The sequence below is a fragment of the Micromonospora sp. NPDC005203 genome (assembly GCF_042872705.1).
GTDB lineage: Bacteria > Actinomycetota > Actinomycetes > Mycobacteriales > Micromonosporaceae > Micromonospora.
The window spans coordinates 29,310-48,147 of record NZ_JBIAKV010000010.1; the positions used below are offsets into that span (position 1 = coordinate 29,310).

21 protein-coding genes are annotated in these 18,838 nt (G+C 71.9%); 7 read left to right on the plus strand and 14 right to left on the minus strand.

What is annotated here, in order from left to right:
- Positions 1-996: an ABC transporter ATP-binding protein gene (locus ACFYPM_RS21605; protein WP_387199738.1), complete on the plus strand. Its 996-nt coding sequence runs from the start codon at positions 1-3 to the stop codon at positions 994-996.
- An 11-nt stretch (positions 997-1,007) separates the two neighbouring features.
- Entirely contained in the window at positions 1,008-1,733 is a 726-nt protein-coding gene (locus ACFYPM_RS21610; RefSeq protein ID WP_387200236.1) for an ABC transporter ATP-binding protein, read from the plus strand.
- A 106-nt stretch (positions 1,734-1,839) separates the two neighbouring features.
- On the opposite strand, the gene ACFYPM_RS21615 is transcribed toward ACFYPM_RS21610, so the two are convergent.
- Both ACFYPM_RS21615 and ACFYPM_RS21620 read right to left on the minus strand, forming a co-directional pair.
- Complete coding sequence (locus ACFYPM_RS21615; RefSeq protein ID WP_387199740.1) at positions 1,840-2,025, minus strand: DUF397 domain-containing protein; 186 nt, start codon at positions 2,023-2,025, stop codon at positions 1,840-1,842.
- A complete protein-coding gene (locus ACFYPM_RS21620) occupies positions 2,022-2,876 on the minus strand; it encodes a helix-turn-helix domain-containing protein (protein ID WP_387199743.1) in 855 nt (284 codons plus the stop codon). Before ACFYPM_RS21620 ends, ACFYPM_RS21615 begins: the two co-directional genes overlap by 4 nt.
- A gap of 227 nt (positions 2,877-3,103) precedes the next feature.
- Here ACFYPM_RS21620 and ACFYPM_RS21625 point away from each other — a divergent pair, with 227 nt between their 5' ends.
- The gene (locus ACFYPM_RS21625; RefSeq protein WP_387199746.1) at positions 3,104-3,289 is read left to right on the plus strand and encodes a hypothetical protein; all 186 of its coding nucleotides are present in this window, start codon (positions 3,104-3,106) and stop codon (positions 3,287-3,289) included.
- Positions 3,290-3,730: 441 nt separating this feature from the next.
- Here the strand turns inward: ACFYPM_RS21625 and ACFYPM_RS21630 are convergent, their stop codons facing one another.
- Complete coding sequence (locus ACFYPM_RS21630; RefSeq protein ID WP_387199749.1) at positions 3,731-4,189, minus strand: hypothetical protein; 459 nt, start codon at positions 4,187-4,189, stop codon at positions 3,731-3,733.
- 64 nt (positions 4,190-4,253) lie between these two features.
- Entirely contained in the window at positions 4,254-4,706 is a 453-nt protein-coding gene (locus ACFYPM_RS21635; protein ID WP_387199752.1) for a GNAT family N-acetyltransferase, read from the minus strand.
- Between the two features lie 396 nt (positions 4,707-5,102).
- Here ACFYPM_RS21635 and ACFYPM_RS21640 point away from each other — a divergent pair, with 396 nt between their 5' ends.
- The gene (locus tag ACFYPM_RS21640) at positions 5,103-5,615 is read left to right on the plus strand and encodes a potassium channel family protein (protein ID WP_387199755.1); all 513 of its coding nucleotides are present in this window, start codon (positions 5,103-5,105) and stop codon (positions 5,613-5,615) included.
- Here the strand turns inward: ACFYPM_RS21640 and ACFYPM_RS21645 are convergent.
- Complete coding sequence (locus tag ACFYPM_RS21645) at positions 5,542-7,185, minus strand: alpha/beta hydrolase (protein ID WP_387199757.1); 1,644 nt, start codon at positions 7,183-7,185, stop codon at positions 5,542-5,544. The genes ACFYPM_RS21640 and ACFYPM_RS21645 overlap by 74 nt on opposite strands.
- Positions 7,172-8,287 carry an ATP-dependent DNA ligase gene (locus ACFYPM_RS21650; protein WP_387199760.1) on the minus strand — a complete coding sequence of 372 codons (1,116 nt, stop codon included), beginning with the start codon at positions 8,285-8,287 and terminating at the stop codon, positions 7,172-7,174. Before ACFYPM_RS21650 ends, ACFYPM_RS21645 begins: the two co-directional genes overlap by 14 nt.
- 136 nt (positions 8,288-8,423) lie before the next feature.
- On the opposite strand from ACFYPM_RS21650, the gene ACFYPM_RS21655 reads away from it, so the two are divergent.
- The 3 genes from ACFYPM_RS21655 to ACFYPM_RS21665 all read left to right on the plus strand — a co-directional run bounded on the left by ACFYPM_RS21655 (position 8,424) and on the right by ACFYPM_RS21665 (position 9,649).
- Complete coding sequence (locus ACFYPM_RS21655) at positions 8,424-8,636, plus strand: hypothetical protein (RefSeq protein ID WP_355029384.1); 213 nt, start codon at positions 8,424-8,426, stop codon at positions 8,634-8,636.
- 96 nt (positions 8,637-8,732) lie between these two features.
- The gene (locus ACFYPM_RS21660) at positions 8,733-9,158 is read left to right on the plus strand and encodes an SRPBCC family protein (protein ID WP_387199763.1); all 426 of its coding nucleotides are present in this window, start codon (positions 8,733-8,735) and stop codon (positions 9,156-9,158) included.
- Positions 9,140-9,649, plus strand: coding sequence for a DUF1990 family protein (locus tag ACFYPM_RS21665; RefSeq protein WP_387199765.1), 510 nt, complete (start codon positions 9,140-9,142; stop codon positions 9,647-9,649). Before ACFYPM_RS21660 ends, ACFYPM_RS21665 begins: the two co-directional genes overlap by 19 nt.
- A 4-nt stretch (positions 9,650-9,653) precedes the next feature.
- Here the strand turns inward: ACFYPM_RS21665 and ACFYPM_RS21670 are convergent, their stop codons facing one another.
- The 8 genes from ACFYPM_RS21670 to ACFYPM_RS21705 all read right to left on the minus strand — a co-directional run bounded on the left by ACFYPM_RS21670 (position 9,654) and on the right by ACFYPM_RS21705 (position 18,772).
- Positions 9,654-10,574: a DNA-3-methyladenine glycosylase family protein gene (locus tag ACFYPM_RS21670; protein ID WP_387199767.1), complete on the minus strand. Its 921-nt coding sequence runs from the start codon at positions 10,572-10,574 to the stop codon at positions 9,654-9,656.
- Between the two features lie 120 nt (positions 10,575-10,694).
- The gene (locus ACFYPM_RS21675) at positions 10,695-11,342 is read right to left on the minus strand and encodes a hypothetical protein (RefSeq protein WP_387199770.1); all 648 of its coding nucleotides are present in this window, start codon (positions 11,340-11,342) and stop codon (positions 10,695-10,697) included.
- Between the two features lie 202 nt (positions 11,343-11,544).
- The gene (locus tag ACFYPM_RS21680; protein WP_387199773.1) at positions 11,545-12,321 is read right to left on the minus strand and encodes an anti-sigma factor family protein; all 777 of its coding nucleotides are present in this window, start codon (positions 12,319-12,321) and stop codon (positions 11,545-11,547) included.
- Positions 12,318-13,016 carry a sigma-70 family RNA polymerase sigma factor gene (locus ACFYPM_RS21685; RefSeq protein WP_387199776.1) on the minus strand — a complete coding sequence of 233 codons (699 nt, stop codon included), beginning with the start codon at positions 13,014-13,016 and terminating at the stop codon, positions 12,318-12,320. Before ACFYPM_RS21685 ends, ACFYPM_RS21680 begins: the two co-directional genes overlap by 4 nt.
- 124 nt (positions 13,017-13,140) lie before the next feature.
- On the minus strand, positions 13,141-13,998 hold the full coding sequence (locus ACFYPM_RS21690) for a spermidine synthase (RefSeq protein ID WP_387199779.1): 858 nt from the start codon (positions 13,996-13,998) through the stop codon (positions 13,141-13,143).
- Between the two features lie 18 nt (positions 13,999-14,016).
- Positions 14,017-14,976 carry a hypothetical protein gene (locus ACFYPM_RS21695; RefSeq protein ID WP_387199782.1) on the minus strand — a complete coding sequence of 320 codons (960 nt, stop codon included), beginning with the start codon at positions 14,974-14,976 and terminating at the stop codon, positions 14,017-14,019.
- Positions 14,977-15,149: 173 nt separating this feature from the next.
- Positions 15,150-17,624, minus strand: a complete 2,475-nt coding sequence (locus ACFYPM_RS21700; protein ID WP_387199785.1) for an AAA family ATPase — start codon at positions 17,622-17,624, stop codon at positions 15,150-15,152.
- On the minus strand, positions 17,624-18,772 hold the full coding sequence (locus tag ACFYPM_RS21705) for an exonuclease SbcCD subunit D (RefSeq protein ID WP_387199787.1): 1,149 nt from the start codon (positions 18,770-18,772) through the stop codon (positions 17,624-17,626). Before ACFYPM_RS21705 ends, ACFYPM_RS21700 begins: the two co-directional genes overlap by 1 nt.
- Positions 18,773-18,838: the final 66 nt, after the last annotated feature.

The following is an 18,838-nucleotide window of genomic DNA, read 5'->3' on the forward strand; positions in this document are numbered from 1 at the left end:
ATGACCGCTACCGCCCAGACTTCACTGGTGCCCGACCTGGCCTCCCTGCAACAGCGGGCTGCGCTTCGCGCCGCCGAGCGGGCCGGCGGGCAGGACCGACTGCGCGGACACATCGTCTGCGACGGTCTGGTGCGCATCTTCAAGACCGAGGGGGTGGAGGTGGTCGCCCTGCAGGGGCTCGACCTGGTCATCGACCGGGGGGAGCTGCTGGCGATCGTCGGCGCGTCCGGCTCGGGCAAGTCGACCCTGCTCAACATCCTCTCCGGCCTGGACACGCCCACCGCCGGCATCGCCCGGGTGGCCGACTACGACCTGCTCTCGCTGTCCACCAAGCGGCGGCTGAGCTACCGGCGGGAACTGGTCGGCTTCGTCTGGCAGCAGACCGGCCGCAACCTGCTGCCGTACCTCACCGCCGTGGAGAACGTCGAGCTGCCGATGCAGTTGGCCGGCAAACGCGGCGGCAGGGCCCGCCGCGAGCGGGCCCGGGAGCTGCTCGAGATGGCGGGCGTGGGCTACTGCGCGGACCGCCGGCCGGGGCAGCTCAGCGGCGGCGAGCAGCAGCGGTGTGCGGTCGCGGTGGCGGTGGCGAACGATCCGGAGGTGCTCTTCGCCGACGAGCCGACAGGTGAACTGGACGAGGCGACCGGCGCCGAGGTCTTCGGGGCGCTGCGCACTATCAACGCCGAGCTGGGCGTGACAATCGTGGTCGTGACCCACGACCACGCCGTGGCCACCCAGGTCCGCCGCACCGTCGCGATCCGCGACGGCCGGACCGCCTCCGAGGTACGCCGAACCGCCCGGACCGACGCGGACGGCAACACCGAGCTGGTCAGCGAGGAGTACGCGGTGCTGGACCGCAACGGCCGGATGCAACTGCCGGCCGCGTTCGTCGACGCGCTCGCGCTGAAGGAGCGGGTCCGGCTCGACCTGGAGCCGGACCACGTGCAGGTACGGCCCGGCGACCGGGCCACCGACGAGCGGGGGGCACAGGCATGAGTCAACGGGACATGGTGGTGACCGGTGCGGCCGGGTCCGACGGCGCAACCGCCGGGCAACCGGTCGAGGTGGTCCGGGTCAGCGGTGTGAGCCGCACCTTCGGTCGGGGCGAGCACGCCGTACACGCGGTGCGGGACGTCTCGTTCAGCGCCAACCGGGGCGAGCTGGTCGCCATCCGGGGCCGGTCCGGGGCCGGCAAGACCACGCTGCTGAACCTGATCGGCGGTCTCGACCGCCCGGACAGCGGTCAGGTGGTGGTGGCCGGGCACGAGGTGACCGCGGCCGGCGAGGCGGAGCTGCTGCGGCTGCGCCGGGGCACCGTCGGGTTCGTGTTCCAGACGTTCGGGCTGGTGCCGATCCTCTCCGCCGCCGAGAACGTGGGCGTGCCGTTGCGGCTGGCGCAGGTGCCGGCCGCCGAGCGCGAGCAGCGGGTCGCCGTGCTGCTGGAGATGGTCGGCCTGGGCGGGCACGCCGCGCAGCGCCCGTACGAACTCTCCGGTGGCCAGCAGCAGCGGGTCGCGGTGGCCCGTGCGTTGGCCAACGAGCCGGACCTGCTCATCGCCGACGAGCCCACCGGTCAGCTCGACTCGGAGACGGGTCGGTCCATCATGGACCTGCTGCGCGCGGTGGTGCACGCGCGCGGCATGACGGCGCTGGTGGCCACGCACGACCCGGCCCTGATCGACCTCGCCGACCGGGTGCTCGTGCTGCGCGACGGTCGCCTGGTCGACGGCTGACGGTGCCCACATCAGGGGCGGCAGCTCGACGCCGCGCGCTGACTAACCGACGTACGCGCGTGGAGCCGGGTGTGGTGGCCTCCAGTGACCACACCCGGCACCGTTGTCAGCCGTTGAGCTTGCTGCCCTTGATGCCCCGGACGAAGTCGGCCCACTGACCCGCGCCGAACGACAGCACCGGTCCCTGTCGGTCCTTGGAGTCCCGGACCATGACTGTCGGGGTTGGCGTGGCAACCTCGACGCAGTTCCCCTCGTTGCTGCGGGTGCTTGTCTTCCAGTTGAGCGTGGTCATATTAGTTCCTCTGCGATCGATGTTATGAGTTTGCGAGACTGCGCTTCGGTCAGCGCCGGGTTCTCCATGATGTCCCACGCCTCCCCGTACGTCGCGACCTCGGCGGCCTTATCGAGGTAGAGCGCGCCCGTGAGGCTGTCGGAGTAGATGATCGACGGCTCGGCTCCCCCCTCGAAATCGAGGATGGTGAACGTGCCGCTGGTCATGTTGCCCCTGTGCAGACCCTTGGCTAGCGGAATTACGCGCAGCGAGACGTTCGGCTGCCGGCTGACCCTGATCAGGTGTTGCAGTTGCTCTGCGTCCACCCCGCGCCGCAGGACAGCCTCCTCAAGCAAGACGTCGAATTGCGGAGCGGGTGGTGCTGGGCGCGTCAGCAGCGCCTGACGACCGAGACGCACGGCTAGCCGTCGCTCGATCTCCGCCCGGGTGATGTCTGGACGAGCTACCTGTAAGACGCGGATAGCGTACGTCTCGGTCTGGAGCAGGCCGGGGACAAGTTGCGCCTCGTATGTCCGGAGTCGAGTTGCTGCGGCTTCCAGCCCTACGTACAGCTCGAACCACTCGGGGATGGCGTCGCCGTAGGAATGCCACCAGCCTCGACCCTTCGTCTCCTTGGCGAGGCCCATCAAAGCTTCGGTGAGTTCTGGTGACGCTCTGTAGATTTTGCACATCGCTTCTACGTCGAGCGATCTCATCGAAGTAGCGCCGGTCTCGATGCGCCAGATCTTCGGTGTCGACCACTCCAACGCGTCGGCTGCTGCCTTGACCGTCACGCGGGCCTCCTCGCGAAGCTGCCGCAGGTACCGCCCTAGCTGTCGCCTCGGGACCGTAGAGCCGGTGTCTGTCGTCACTGCCGTTCCCCCTTCCGTGACTACATATCGAGCGCAGCTTGCACCCGGTATGTAACTCCTGCCGGTCACGCATCGCAATGAAACTCATCAAGATGAAACCTTCTCTTTCGTTTCATCCGAAATGTAATATTGCATATTCGCGTTGGCCGGTAAACCATTGCGCTGGGTGTGGTGGTCGAGTGACTGCGGGTAGCTGCGCTGCCGCAGGCCTCTACTAGGGAGGGCGGATGAGCCGGCACGTGCCTTACGGCGACTACCTGGCGGCGGTAGCGATGACCCTGGCCCGCAGGCATCGGCCGGTGTGGTCGTGGATCAAGTGGCGCAACGTCTGCAAGTGCGGAAACGAGCTGCCCTGCCGGGCCAGGCACAGGATCCCGATCAATCGGGGCCACTGGCCGGGTGAGCACCGATGACCGCGCATGTTCCCGTCCTCCCACTCTGGCTGTGCGAGGCGTGCGACCGGCCCTGGCCCTGTGCCGCACGCCGCGTTGAGCTGCTGGGGGAGTACGCCACGTCGCCGGTAGCCCTCCGGATCTACCTGGGGTCGCGGCTGGTGGCGGCTAAGCAGGACTTGTCCTGGGCTCCCGCCGACACCGTTTACCGCAGGTTCCTCGGATGGTTGTCGTGAGGCCGGGAGACGTCGTGCTGATCGGGGCGGCCTGCTCGGTGCAGTTCACGGGGGACCGGTCGCTGCGGCTGCGGGTGGTCACGGTCGGCGAGTCCGACCCGTACAACGACTGGATCTGGATCACGGGGTACGTGCTCGACTCGAAGGGTTTGGCCACGGCGAAGCGCGAGCTGTACCTCATGCGGGCCGGGCTCGTTGTCCGACGGCCAACCGCCCCGGCGAAGGGTCAACCGCGGCGGTCGTCGGGGAGGGTGCCGGCGAGCGGGATCAGCAGGCAGCCCAGAAAGGCGAGGAGAAAACCGGCGCCCGGCCCGGTCGAAATCAACTCGTCTCCGACGTAGGGGTCCTCGACCTCGAAATACCAGTACGCCCCGGTGAGGCCGCCGCAGGCGAGCGCATTGGAGACGAGCATCCCGAGGCTCGCCTGCCGCCAGACCTGGCGGGCTGGGCCGATGTTGGCGAGCGACAGCACCGCGAACACGGCGGCGATGACCGCGAGCGGTAGCGCCCAGCCGAGCACCTTCGAACCCGGAGTGGTGTCCGTCCGATCCAGGTAGACACTGCGCCAGGCGGGCAGCCAGAACGCGACGATGACCAGGAGGACGCCGACCGCCAGGAGCGCTGAGCCAGTCAGTCGCCATGGCGGGCGCGACAGTGCGGCACCGGGCATCGTCGGCCTGCTCATGGCAGCGAACGTAACCCGGTCGGGGCGACGCCCGCTACCCCCGCCGGGCGGGCGTGACGGCGGGTCACAGCGCGAGCTTCATGCCCTCGTGACTGGCCACGAAGCCGAGGCCCACGTAGAAGCGGTGCGCGTCCGCACGAGACTTGTCCGTGGTGAGCTGCACCAGCGCGCAGCCACGCTGCCGGGCCTGCTCGACCGCCCAGGTCATCAGGTCCCGGCCCAGCCCCTGGCCGCGCCGGTCCGAGCGGACCCGGACCGACTCGATGAGCGACCGCTCACTGCCGTGCCGACCGAGCCCTGGAATGTAGGTGATCTGTAGGCAGCCGACCAGGTCGCCGGCCTGCTCGGCCACGATGAGCTGGTTGCGCGGGTCGGCGGTGATGGCCGCGAACGCCCTCTCGTACGCCTCGTCGACCTCGGTGAAGTCGCGGGCCTTGCCCAGAACGTCGTCGGCGAGCAGGGCGATGACGGCGGGCAGGTCAGCCCGAACCGCCTCCCGATAGGTCACGTCGGTCATGCCGGTGAGCCTGGCACAACGACGGGGATCGAACTGGCACTGGTGAGCTTGTTCGGCGAGACTCGCAAGGTGCGGCGTGTCTCCGCGGTCGCGCGGCTACGCAATATCTCGACAAACGCGGCGAGATGCGGAACGAGTGGCTCGTCACACCCAAACCAATCGATGATGTCCACAGGCGCCCGGTTGTCGAGCAGGCCGTCATCACGGTCGTCAACCGATTGGGCAGTCGCGACAGCCCGCGACGTATGGCGACGTATGTGAGCGGATTTTCGGCAATGGCGGCGGCGTTCTATGCCGGCATCGTCCCACGTCGGTGATGGAACGTCACCCTGTCAGGTAGACGTTTGCGGCAGGTGGGCCAACGCTACTTGCTGGTGGCGGGCAGCATAGGGCGGCATGGAGCTCCTGCTGCTGCCGTTCCAATGGATCTACCGGGCGTTGGTGTGGTTCGCCAACTCGCCCCGCACGCTGATCACCTCGTACCTGCTGATGATCGTGGTGGCCGGGGTCATCTACGGCGAGGTCGAGCAGCGCAGCCCGGCCGACGCCGTCTGGTGGGCGGTGGTGACCGCCTCCACCGTCGGCTACGGCGACATCTCGCCGACCACCTGGGCGGGCCGGACGTTGGCCGCGCTGCTCATCTCGACAATGGTGCTGCTGGTCATCCCGCTGATCACCGCGCACTTCGCGAGCCGGCTCATCGTCGACGACAACGCCTTCGAGCACGAGGAGCAGGAGCAGCTCAAGGCCGACGTACGCCGGATGCGGGCGCTGCTGGAGGAGTTGGCCAGCCGGCAGGGGATCGATCTGCCCCCGCTGCCGCCGACCCAGCCGGTCAGCGGAGCGGACAGCGCTTGCCTTCCGGTGGCACCGTCAGGTCGAGCAGGTAGGCGTCGACCGCGTTGGTGATGCAGGAGGTCTGCGGGTAGGCGGTGTGCCCCTCGCCCTCCCAGGTCAGCACCCGGCCGACGCCCAGCATCGAGGCGAGCCGGCCGGTCTGCTCGTACGGCGTGGCCGGGTCGCCGGTGGTGCCGACCACCACGATCGGCGGTGCGCCGTTCGCCTTTCCGGTCGGGTACGGGTCACGCCCGCCCGGCCACTCGACGCAACTCAGCATGCCGACCGCCAGCGCCGGCCCGAACAGCGGATATTTCCCCCGCCACTCGGACTGCAACTGGCGGATCTGCTCCCGGCTCGGCTTCTCCGTCTCGTCCGCGCAGTTGATGGCCAGGTTGGCGTCGAACAGGTTCGAGTAGTGGCCGTCGCTCTCCCGCCCGGCGTACGCGTCGGCGAGCCGGAACACGTCCTTCGGATCACCATCGGCCAGCCTGTCGATCGCCTGGGCCAGCTCCTGCCAGCCGGATTCGGTGTAGAGCGACGAGATGACCGCGTAGAACACCCAGCCGGCGGTGGCCTCCCGCCCGCCGGCGCCGCGTACCGGAGATGCCTTGGCCTTGTCGATGGCCGTGGTGACCGCGGCCCGCGCGTCCGGGGCGATCGGGCACCGGCCGGCGTTCGCCGCGCACCAGCGGGTGAAGTTGGTGAAGGCCCGCTCGAAGCCGCGGGCCTGGCTCTCCGAACCCTCCACCAGCCGCTGCTGCGGGTCGACGGCCCCGTCGAGCACCAACGCCCGCACCCGCTGTGGGTAGAGCTGGGCGTAGGTGGCACCGAGCAGGGTGCCGTAGGAGTAGCCCAGGTAGGTCAGCTTGTCGTCACCCACGGCGGCACGTACCGCGTCCATGTCGCGGGCAGCCTGCTCGGTGCCGTACAACGGCAACTGGTCACCGTACCGGTCGCCGCAGCCGCGCCCGATCCGCTGGCTCAGGCCGACGAAACCGTCGAACTCCGACTGGCTCGCCGGGTCCGGGTCGAAGCCGAAGCTGGCGTCCAGGTCGGCGTCGGAGATGCACTTCACCGGGCTGGACCGGGAGACCCCGCGCGGGTCGAAACCGACGATGTCGAAGCGCTCGGTGATCGAGGCGGGCAGCCCGCCGAACTGGGGACCGAACGACAGGTAGACGGCGGTGTCGACGCCGGAGCCGCCCGGACCGCCCGGGTTGACCACGAGCGAGCCGACCCGGTCACGTTGCTTCGTGGAGCGGGCGCGCAGCAGGGCGATCTCGAAGGTCTCCCCGGCGCCCGGACCGGTGCTCGCCCCGCCGCCGGTGCCCCAGTCGCGGGGTACCGCGATCCGGGCACACTCGTAGCGCATGTTGGGTGCGCCGCGCCCGACCAGGTCGTCGGGCACGTCCGGGCAGGGCCGCCAGGTGGGCGCGCTGCCGGTCGGCGCGGCCGCGCCCTGCACCTCGGTGCGTGGCGCGAACGCCGGCAGCGTGCAACCGGTGGTGAGCAGCGCCGTGACGACGAGGGCGGCCAGCGTGCGACGGATCCGGCGACTGGTCGCCAGCCGAGGCTGATGGGCGGTGCGGATCACGTGCTCCTCCGGGGTCGGGTCGACGGCCAGGCTACGCCGAGCCATCGGCGGCACGGTCCACGGTGGCCGCCGGGTCACCGCGCAGCACCTGGTCCACGTCGAAGCGGATCGGCCGGTCGAGCTGGTCGTAACGGCACGACCGGGGATCGCGGTCCGGTCGCCAGCGGACGAATCGGGCGGTGTGCCGGAACCGTTCGCCCTCCATGGCGTCGTAGCCCACCTCGACCACCAGCTCCGGGCGGACCGGCTCCCACTCCAGGTTCTTGGTGCCGGTCCACCGGCTCACCCCACCCGGGATGCGTTGGCCGCGCTCGTGGTCGCCGTGCACCCACGGATGCTCGCCGCCGGTGTCCCGGTAGGGGGCCAGCTCGTCGAGCAACTCGGCGCGACGGGCCATGGTGAACGACGCGCTCACCCCCACGTGGTGCAGGACCCCGGCGTCGTCGTACAGGCCGAGCAGCAGCGAGCCCACCACCGGGCCGGACTTGTGCCAGCGGAAGCCGGCCACCACCGCATCCGCGGTGCGGGTGTGCTTGACCTTGGACATCAGCCGCTTGCCCGGCTCGTACGGCAGGTCGGCCGGCTTGACGATCAACCCGTCCAGCCCCGCGCCCTCGAACACGTCGAACCACCGACGGGCGGTGTCGGGATCGGTGGTGACCTGGGTGACGTGCACCGGGGGGTGTACTCCGGCCAGCGCCTCGACCAACCGCTCACGGCGAAGCGGGTACGGCTGGTCGAGCAGCGCCTCGTCGCCGACGGCCAGCAGGTCGAACGCGACGAAATCGGCAGGTGTGGTTTCGGCCAGCAGCTTTACCCGGGACGCGGCCGGGTGGATGCGCTGGGCCAGCAACTCGAAATCCAACCTGGGCTGGCCGCTCGGCCCGTCGCGCCGGATGACGATCAACTCACCGTCGACCGCGCACCGCTCGGGCAACTGCCGGCGGGCCTGGTCGACCACCTCGGGGAAATAGCGGGTCATCGACTTGCCGCCCCGGCTGGCCAGCTCGACCTCGTCACCGTCGCGGAACACGATGCACCGGAACCCGTCCCACTTGGGCTCGTAGGTCAACCCGGCGGCGGTGGGAAGCTTGGCGACACTCTTGGCCAACATCGGCTCGACCGGAGGATTGATCGGCAGGTCCACGGCGACCAGTCAATCAGACGGCACCGACAGTCGTGAGGCAGATCACCGTGGGCACTGGGGGTGGCGTGTCCGCCCACGCGCCGCTCGTCCCGACCGGGCGAATCGAATATTCGCAGGTCAGAGCTACTTTCGCGGGGTGTCCGAGTGGGTCTGTGACTGCTGCGGGCGGTGGCGGGTGAGCGTCGAGCTGATCCGGGGCCGCTACCGCTACCGGCTGACCCGCCGCTACCCGCAGCGGTTCGGTGGCGGCCGGAACGTGCTCGGCGAGGTCGGTTCGGTGCCCGAGCTGGAGGAACTGCTGCGGCTGCGTACCCCGTTGAGCCTGGCCGACCTCCGCGAGGCCGCCTGATCCCGCGGGTGTTGCGCGCGGGTGTCACGATCCATTCCGGCGGCCTCGTCCGCACCCGTGGGCGGTGCGCTACGGCACCGCCCGGAAGGGGACGTGATGCGGTTCGAAGCCACGGCGGAGATCACCGCCGACGCCGAGCAGGTCTGGGCCGTGCTTGTCGACGTGGAGCGCTGGCCGGAGTGGACGGCCTCGGTGACCCGGGTCGAGCGGGGGGAACCGGAGCCGCTCGCCGTCGGCGCGACCGCCCGGTTGACCCAGCCGAAGCTGCGGCCGGCGGTGTGGCGGGTCACCGAGCTGACCGACGGACGGGAGTTCACCTGGGTGTCCGACACCCCCGGGGTGCGGACCCGTGGGGAGCACCGGCTGCTGCCGCTGCCCGACGGTCGTACCCGGGTCGAGTTGGCCATCGACCAGTCCGGGCCGCTGGCCGGCCTGATCGGCCGGCTGTACGGCGGCCTGCTCCGGCGCTACCTGCGCCTGGAGGCCGACGGTCTCAAGCGCCGGTGCGAGCAGTGGACCTGACGTACCCGGAGGTGGGGGCGACCCGGCACGGGCCGCTACCCGGCGGGTACCACCACCTGCGGCACCGGTATCCGTTGCCGGTCGGCTGCTTCGAGGCGGCGGCCGAGGCGGTGCTGACGTGGCGGTTGCACCGCGCCGCCGGGGTCCGGATCCGCACCGACGCCCCCCGGGCCACCGAGGGTGTGCTGGTCAGCTCCGGCCTGGGCGTCGGCCCGGCCCGCATCTGGGGGCCGTGTCGGGTGATCTGGAGCGAGCAGTCGCCGATACTCGCGGGCTTCGGCTACGGCACCCTGACCGGGCACCCGGAGCGGGGCGAGGAGGCGTTCGTGGTCGGCCGCGACCACGACGGCGCGGTCTGGTTCGAGGTACGCGCGTTCAGCCGCCCGAGCCGCTGGTTCACCCGTGCCGGCGGTCCGGCGGTCCGGGCGGTGCAGCACGCGTACGCGTGGTGGCTCGGCCGCACCCTGCGTCGGCTGTGCGCCGGGCGGTGACCGTTCAGTACCGGGCGAACGAGCGGATCGTGGCGCGCGGACCGTACTTCGGCGCGCTGATGCCGGCGGCCCCCAGCAGCAGGCAGACCCGACCGCGGTGACCCCGGAACGGCTCCAGTAGGGCCAACATCCGTGCGTCGTCGCCTCTGGGCTCGCCGGCGAGCGCCCAGGCCACCGTGTTCGGGATGTGGTAGTCGCCGACGCTCACCGCGTCCGCGTCCCCGTACGCGACCCGGACCACCTCGGCGGCCGTCCACGGCCCGATGCCCGCGATGGCGGTCAGCCGGCGGGTCGCGTCGGCGGCGTCGGTGCACCGCTCCAACCGGTCGGCGAGCGCGGCGACCCGCCGCAACGTGTCGGCCCGGCGTTGCTCCACGCCGAACGGGTGGAACACCCAGTACGGGGTGGCGGCCACCGCGGCGGCCTCGGGCGGCAGGAGCAACGGCTGAAGCGGGCCGGGCGCCGGCTCCCGGAAGTGCCGCACGGTCGCCGCGTACGCCCGGTACGCCTCCTTGACGGTGACCTTCTGCTCGAGGACCACGCGCAGCAGGCGAGCGAAGACCTGGCCGGTGCGGGGCATCCGCAGCCCCCGGTGCTCCCGCGCGAGCCGGGCCACCAGGGGGTGCGCCCCGGCCAGCTCGACGAAGCCGGTCAGGTCGTCGTGCAGCCCGGCGATCGCGTCGGCCCGCGCCACCACGTGCGCTCCACCCGGCCCGTAACCCTCGGCGAGCAGCTCACCGGCGGACGACCGCAGCGCCAGGGTGGCCGGCCCGTCCGGGGTGCGGGTGGCCCACCAGAAGGTGCCGTCGACGAACCGTGCGCAAGGGTCGTACGGCGTGAAGGTCAGCGCGTGGACCGACGCCGCCAGCCGGTAGCCGACCGGCGGGCGCAGCACCCGGGTCGCGGCGGGTTCGGTGTTGGTCACCCCACTACTTTGCCAGGTCGCGGCGTGGTCACGGCCACCGCCGGCCCTCCGGGCACGACGGTGGCCGGTCGCGCCCTCCCCGGCTGCGACCGGCCACCGTCGTGCCCGGGGTGTCCCTGATCAGTACGAGTAGCCCGAGCCCTCGGCGTCGTTGGTGCCGCTGTCCGCGGGCGGCGCGACCGGCTTCGGCGTGGAGGTGGGCAGGCAGCTGAGGTTCTTCTTGCCGTCCGGCTGGACCACGAACCAGGTGCCACCAACCGCCTGGCCCTTCCACTGGCCGGGCTTCTTGTCGCCGATGTAGCGGTAGACCGGCCAGCCGGCGATGGTGAGCTGACGGGTGCCGTCCTGGCGGGTCACGCTGCTGACCTTGTCGTCGGAGACGCCGCTGAGCTGCGGGTTGCCGTCGGTCAGCGCCGGCGGCCACACCTCTGCGCACTTCTCGACACAGTTCGACGACGGCGGGTCGGCGGTGTCCTTGTCGAAGCGGTACAGGATCCAGCCCTTCTCGTCGGTGACCACCTTGCCCATCCGGGCAACGCTCTTGCCGACCAACTTCTCGGTCAGGTCGACGTTCGCGGGCGGCGCGTCGGCGACCGGCGCCTCCGCCGACGCCGACGCCTCGGCCTCCACCGACGCGCTGGGCTCGGCCGCGGCGACGGCGACCGGCTCGGCCGCGCTCGAGTTCGCCCCGTCGTAACCTGCGGGAGCGCAGGCCGTTAGTGCGACCATCGCGCTCGCGACGATGACGGTCCGCTTCATCTGTGCCACGTGCCCTCCTCATTCTTGGCGTTCACCCATAGGTACGGAAGGTGGGCTGTCAAGGTTGAAGTAACAACAGTGGTCAATTTCACGAGAATTGGTTGAACCGATTCCAGCGGGAATGCGTACGCCCCCGTGGCGAGACTTCTCGGGCAACGACAGATCGGCGCCGGCCATTGTCGCCATGGCCGGCGCCGATCCGTACGCGAGACTACATCGGTAGCGTGACCAGCGGACTCGCCACACCATTGGCGTCCACCGACTGCACCTGGAGTTGCTTGATGTCAGCCACCGCAGCCGACGTCGACGCACTCAACTCCAGACCCTGCGGCCGAGTGCTGGTGCCGTAACCGCCGTCCGGAACAGACCAGCTCGAAAGGACCTCGGTGCTGGCGTTCTTGCGCACCACCACCAACCGGCAGGTGCGCGGGCCGGGCAACTTCCGCAGGCTGAAGTTGATGCGCGTCCCGTACTCCCGTTTCACCAGGAACATGGTGGTCTGCACACCGGTCGTCGGGTCGGTGGCCTCGACCTGGTCGCCCTCCTCCTCGGTGCCGCCGACGCCCGGACCGCTCGGCGGGGCCGTCGGCCCGGGGGTCACCGGGTCGACAGGTGCGCTCGGCGTCGCGCCGGCGAGCGGCGCCGGTCCGCTGTCGGTCACGTTGACGAAGCCGTACCCGCTGAGTGCGCCGAAGACCACCACCGCGGCGGCCGTCGCGAGCAGCTGACGAAACCGGGTACGCCGCCGGTCGGCCCGGACCGCGCCCAGCGTCCGGTTCAGCAACGCCGGGTCGGTAGCCGTCTGCTCCAGCGCCATCATCGTCTCGCCGTCGATGTCGGAGAGCAGCCCGACCACCGGCACCATCGTCTCCAACTCGGCCGCGCACGCCCAGCAGGTCGCGAGATGCTCCTCGAACCGCTCCGTGTCCTGCTCGTCGAGCACACCGAGCGCGTACGCCGCGACGTCCATGTGGTCCGGCCGGCTCATTCTGTCACCCCCCGCTCCTGCAGAGCCGTGCGCAGCGCGCGCAGCGCGTAGTAGACCCTCGACTTGGCGGTGCCGAGCGGTAGCCCCAACTCCTCGGCGGCCTCCGGCACCGTCCGCCCCCGGAAGTACGTCGAGATCAGGATCTCCCGGTGCGACTGGCTGAGCGTACGCAGCGCGTCCGCGACAGTCATGGTCCGCAGCACCCGGTCGGTGCTGTCCGCCTCGGCGAACGCGGTGAGATCCCGGTCGTACGTCTCCGGCGGCCGAGCCTCCTGGCTGCGGTGCTCGTCGATGGCGATCCGACGGGCCACCGTGACCAGCCACGGCCGCAGCGACCCCTGCCCCTGCCCCTGCGTGCCCAGGCGGTGCGCGTTGCGCCAGGCCCGCAGCAGCGTCTCCTGGACGATGTCCTCCGCACGCTGCCGGTCCCCCCCGGTAAGACGCATCACGAACATCAGCAACGGACCGGCGTGCTCGGCGTAGAGCAACCGGATCAACTGGTCGGAGTGGCTGGCCTCGGTTGTCGTCGCCTGATGGCGTCCGGGCGCCGGTCGCGGCGTCACCGGACCATTCTGGCGAGACGGCGCGTGCGCGTCGACCCCCCGGGCAGACGACGTCGGCCGTGACGAGGACCGCGCCGACATCCAGTCCGCGCCAACCACGTCGCCATGCCAACCGGCCGCCACCGCGTGCATGCAGACCTCCGGGGTGTCCGTAACCATCGCCGGCCCACGAAGCGGGCCGCCCGGTGGTACGTAGCAGCACCCCGAGCGGATCAACGAACGGCGAAAATTTCCCCCACCGTCGTTGAGTGGGCGGTCAGCGACGGACGGAGAACAGGCCCGGTGGCGGCGGATCCGAGCCGGTCGCGTCGGCGTCGTGGACCACAGGCGCGCCGCTGGCGAAGCGGTCCAACTCGTCGCCGGCCACCACCCGGCCCGGGAACCAGTCGCCGGCGGCGCGCCGGGTCAGCTCCGGCACCGGGGGCGTGGACCGCCCGGCGACCAGCACCAGATTGCCGTACCGGCGGCCCCGCAACACCGCCGCGTCCCCGACCAGGCAGGCCTGCGGCAACACCGAGCGGACCGTGGCGACCTGCCCCCGCGCGTGCCGCAACGGCGGGCCGTCGGCCAGGTTCGCCAGATACCAGCCCGCCGGGCGGAGCACCCGGGCCACCTCGGCCGCGTACTCCACCGAGGTCAGATGAGCCGGGGTGCGGGCACCGGCGAACACGTCGGCGACCACCACGTCGTAACTGGCGTCCCGGGTGGCGGTCAACACGGCCCGCGCATCCTCCACGCGGACCCGCAGCCGGGCGTCGGACGGCCACGGCAGCACCCTGCGGACCAGCTCCACCAGCGCGCCGTCCACCTCGGCCACCCGCTGGGTGGAGCCGGGCCGGGTGACCGACACGTAGCGGGGCAGGGTCAGTGCCCCGCCACCCAGATGCAGCACCCGCAGCGGCTCACCCGCCGGTGCGATCAGATCCACCGCGGCGGCCAGCCGCCGCACGTACTCGAACTCCAGGTGCGTCGGGTCGGTCAGGTCGACGTGCGACTGCGGCGCGCCGTCCAGCAACAGCGTCCACGAGCCGGGCCGGTCCGGGGCCGGCACCAGCTCGGCCTGCCCCGTGTCGACAGGCTCGACCACCCGGTCAGCCGCCCGTTTACGTCCCATCCCGACAAGTATCCGCGGTCAACGGGCCGCGCGGGCCGCGGCGGTCAACGCGCGGTGCAGCAACCGGGAATCGCCGAGCAGGGCACGCAGCCGGCGCTCCAGCCCGGCGATCGGAATCAGGTTCTGTGGGGCCCGCGGGTCCTTGTACGGGGTGGAGGCGAAGCGGGGCAGGGTGACGAGCGACAGGTCGGCCAACTCGATCGCCGCCTCGACGGGCAGGTCAGCCGAACACTCCACCCGGACGATGCCCGCCCACGGGGCGCCGATCGCCACCGGCAACCGCAGATACCACGACCAGCCACCCCAGGCGGTGCCCAGCCGGAACACCGGTGAACGCTCACCTGACGCCAGACCGGTCACCACCGTGGTCAGTCGGGCATCCAGATACTGGCTGTGCTGGGTCTTGATGTAGCCCAGCGTGCGCGGCAGTTGCCGGCGACTCCGCAACGGGCCGTCCACCACCAGCAGATCGCCGTCGACCCGGGCGGCGTCGGACACCGCCACCTCCAGCGCGGTCAGCGGACCCTGCACGGCGGCCGGCAACTTCGCCAGCTCACCCGTGCCACCCACCCGGTGCACCGGGTAACGGATCGAGCCCGCCACCACATCCTGCGCCGACGGGCTCGCGGTGAACAGGCCCCGACCCACCCGGGTACCGGCCAACTGCGCGGCACCCCGACCCAGGTCGCAGCGGACCACCCCGGCCGCGTACGAGGCGGCCAGACCGGGGAACGACAGGCCGTCGGCCTCCGCCGTCCAGATGCTCGCGTCGATCCGGCGGACCCCGTCGACGAGCAACACCACGTCGGGCGCCTGCACCGCAGGGCGTACCCCGATCGCCCGCCAGTCCACCGCGGGCAGCTCCACGTCCGCGTCGACCTGCGCGCTGCTCGGCGCGGCCGGCCCGGCGGTCGACGCCTCGAACGACGCACCGTACGCCGGATCCCACGAATCCACGAAGAACGCGGGGTCGCTCACCGAGCTGGCCTTTCGTTCGCGACTGCGGGGCTCCGCTGCGCTGCACTCCTCGCGCTCACCGGGCCCGCCTTTCGTTCGCGACTGCGGGGCTCCGCTGCGCTGTACTCCTCGCGCTCACCGGGCCCGCCTTTCGTTCGCGACTGCGGGGCTCCGCTGCGCTGCACTCCTCGCGCTCACCGGCCCGTCCGCTCCACGCGCGCGGAACGCGCATCCTTGCGCACCTCGAAGCGGACCGGGATGCGTTCGGCCAGCGCCGGCACGTGGGTGACCACGCCGACCATCCGGTCGCCCCGGGCCGCCAGGTTTTCCAACGTGGCGGCGACCGTGTCCAGGGTCGCGGCGTCGAGCGTGCCGAAGCCCTCGTCCAGGACTATCGACTCCAGGCTCGCCGCCGTCGTCGACATCCCGGCCAGCTGCTCGGAGAGCGCCAACGCCAACGCCAGCGACGCCTGGAACGTCTCGCCGCCGGAGAGGGTGCGCACCCCCCGGCGCAGACCCGCGTCGTGGTGGTCGACCACCACGAACTCGCCCTTGTCGTGCACCAGTTCGTACTGGCCGGAGGACAGCTCCCGCAGGATCCCCGACGCGCCGTCGACAAGCAGGTCCAACGCCTCGGCGAGCAACCACCGCTCGAAGTTGTTGGCCCGCAGGTGCCCGGCGAGCGCGCGCGCCACCTGCGCCTCCCGCTCGTGCCCCGCCCGCTGCTCGCGCAACGTGCCGGCCTGCTCGCGACGCTCGTGCAGCCGCCGCCGTTCGGCGTCGGCCCGCTCGAGGGCCACTGTCGCGGCGTGCACCGGGTCGTCACCGACCGGCACGTCGGCGTCGGCGAAGATGCCGGTGATGCGCCGCTGCACCGCGTCGGCCACCGACTCCGCCTCGGTGACCGCGACGGCCCGGCTCGCCCGATCGGCGCGGCGGCGGTCCGCCTCGGTCGCCGCCCAACCGGTGAGCGCCACCCACGCGACGGCCACGTCGTCGCGATCGGTCACCGGCGGGCCGAACCGGGCCAACCCGTCGCGGGACGTGTCGAACGCCCGCCATGCCGCCCGTAGCCGCTCCTCGGCGGCGTCCACCCCGGCCCGGGCCTGGCGCGCGGTCTCGCGGCCGGCCAGCACCGCGGTCGCCGCGTCCTCCAGCGCACGCCGCAACCGGGCGTGCTCGGCCAGCTCCCGGCGCAACACCGCCGGCTCCGCCGCCCCGGCGAGCTGCCCGTCCAACTCGGCCAGTCGGGCGTCCACCTGCTCCTGCCGGGCCCGCGCCTGCACCAGCAGCCGCTCCAGGTCCCGCGCCGCCGCGTCGCGCTCCTGCACGGTCGCCTGCGCGGCCTTGGTCGCGGCCCGCGCCGCCTTGCCCGCCGCCGTCGCCGCCGCCACCGCCGAATCGGCAGGCACCGCCGGCACCCGCTCCACCTGCTGCTCGCAGACCGGGCAGGCCGCGCCGGCGTGCAGGTGCACCCGCAGGCTGACCGCCAGGTCGGTGGCCTTCGCCTCCTCGTGCGCCCGGAAGGCCGCCTCCAACTCGACGTCGGCCCGCTCGGCGACCACGCGGGCGGCGGCCAGGGCCGCCACCGCAGTGGCGTGCTCGTCGTTCGCCGCGCGTACCGCCGCGCGGACCGTGTCGGCCTCGCCGGACAGCCGGCCCCGATCGTCGTACGCCCGCAGCAGCAGCCGCACCGCGCTCTCGTCGCCGGCACCGGCCAGCTCGCCGCGCAGCTTCTCCTCCCGCTCCTCGGCCAACGACACCCCGGTCGCCGCCGCCTCCGCGTCGGCCCGCGCCGCGGTGACCGCGCGGGCCACCTCGGCCACCCCGCGCGGCGCGCGCACCCCGGTCAGGACGGTCAGCTCGTCGTCGAGGGCGGTCAGCGCCGCCGCCGCCTCCCGGGCGGTGAGCCGGGCCGTAGCCAGCTCCGGCACCGCCGCGGCCACCCTGCCGGCCAGCTCGGCCATCCGGTCGACCCGCGCGTCGGCCTCGGCCAACGCCTCGTCGTCCACGCCGGTCAGCCCGGCGAGCACCTGGTCGACCGCCTCCAGTCGGGCCTCCGCCTGCCCGGCGCGCGCCGTGGCCTTCTTCTGCACGTCCTCGTAGACCCCGAGGCCCAGGAGGTTGACCAGGATCTGCTGCCGGGTCGCCGGCTTGGCGTGCAGGAAGTCCGCGAACTGCCCCTGCGGCAGCACCACACAGCTGGTGAACTGCTCGTACGGCAGCCCGACCGCCTCCAGCACCGCCTGCTCCATCTCAGCAGGGGTGCCGGCCACCACCTCACCGAGGTCGTCCGGGCTCAACCCGGTGTCCAGTTTGGTCACGTCGAAGCCGGCCGGCATCAGCTGCAACCCGGCGTTCGCGGTTTTCACGTTGCCCCGGCCGTCCCGGCGAACCACCCGGGTCGCCACGTACCGGGCGCCGCCGGACTCGAAGACCAACCGCACCCGCGCCTCGGTCGCCGACGGCGCGAGCGCGTTCGCCAACCCCCGGGCGCCACCCCAGCGGGGCACCATGCCGTAGAGGGCGAAGCAGATCGCGTCCAGCACCGTCGACTTGCCCGAACCGGTCGGGCCGATCAGCGCGAAGAAGTCGGCGTCGGTGAAGTCGACCGTGGTCTCGTCCCGGAAGACCGTGAACCCGGCCATGTCCAACCGCATCGGACGCATCAGTGCTCGACCTCCTCGAAAAGCTCGTCGAAGAGCTCCCGGACACCCTCGTCGGCGTGGCCCCGGCTGTCCAGGTAGTCGGCGAACAACTCCCGCGGCGAACGCCCCGAACGCTGGGCGATGCGCGCGCCGCTGCCCGCGGCGGTCAACAGCTCCGGGTCGATCCGGATCTCCAGGGCCCGGGGGAGCAGCTCCTGCACCTCCTCGCGCAGGCCGGCGCGGGGCTGCTCGCGCACGTACACCCGCAGCCAGGCGTCCGGTGCCTCGATCTCGGCGAGCTGGGCCAGGGTGCCCCGCACCGTGCGCAGCGCGCTCGCCGCCGTCACCGGCACCTCCCGCACCCGGGCGGCGGTGCTGGCCGTCACCTCGACGATCGTCACCGAGGGGACGTTTTCCTGCTCACCGAAGTCGACAGCGAGCGGACTGCCGCTGTAGCGCACCGGGCAGGGGCCCGCGACCCGCTGCGCCCGGTGCAGGTGACCCAGCGCCACGTAGTGCGCGGTGGCCGGGAAGACGGTGGCCGGGACGGCGTAGCCCAGCACGGTGTGCGCGTCGCGTTCGCCGCCACCGGTGGCCGCGCCGGTCACCGTGAGGTGCGCGGTGACCAGGTGCACCCGGTCCGGTTCGGTGAAACTCTCGGTCAGCCGCCCCAGCACCCGGCCCAGGTGGTCGGCGTACGTCTGGTTGGTCTCCGCGGCGCTCAGGTCGTACATCTCCAGGGCGCGGACCGCGTACCGCTGGGACAGGAACGGCAGCGCGGCCAGCCGCCACCGCTCACCGCCGGCGGTGCTGCCGTCGATCATGTGCTCGTCGGGATCTTCCCGCACTCCACCGCGGAGCGTGATGCCGGCGGCATCGGCCCACGGTCGCAGCGCGTCCAACGCGGGGCCGTTGTCGTGGTTGCCACCGATCGCGACCACGTCCGCGCCGGTACGCCGCAGCGCGGTCAACGCCCGGGTGACCAGCCGGGTCGCCTCGGAGCTGGGCGCGGCGGTGTCGTAGAGGTCACCGGCGACGATCACCAGATCCGGCTGCTCGGCACGGGCGATGTCGATCACGCCGGCCAGCACGGCCTTGTGCTCGTCGGCCCGGGACTGCCCCTTGAGCACCTTTCCCACGTGCCAGTCGGAGGTGTGCAGGATCTTCATGGCTGTGCTTGCCTTCCGTTCGCGACTGCGGGGCTCGCAAGCTCACTCCTCGCGCTCACCTGTGCC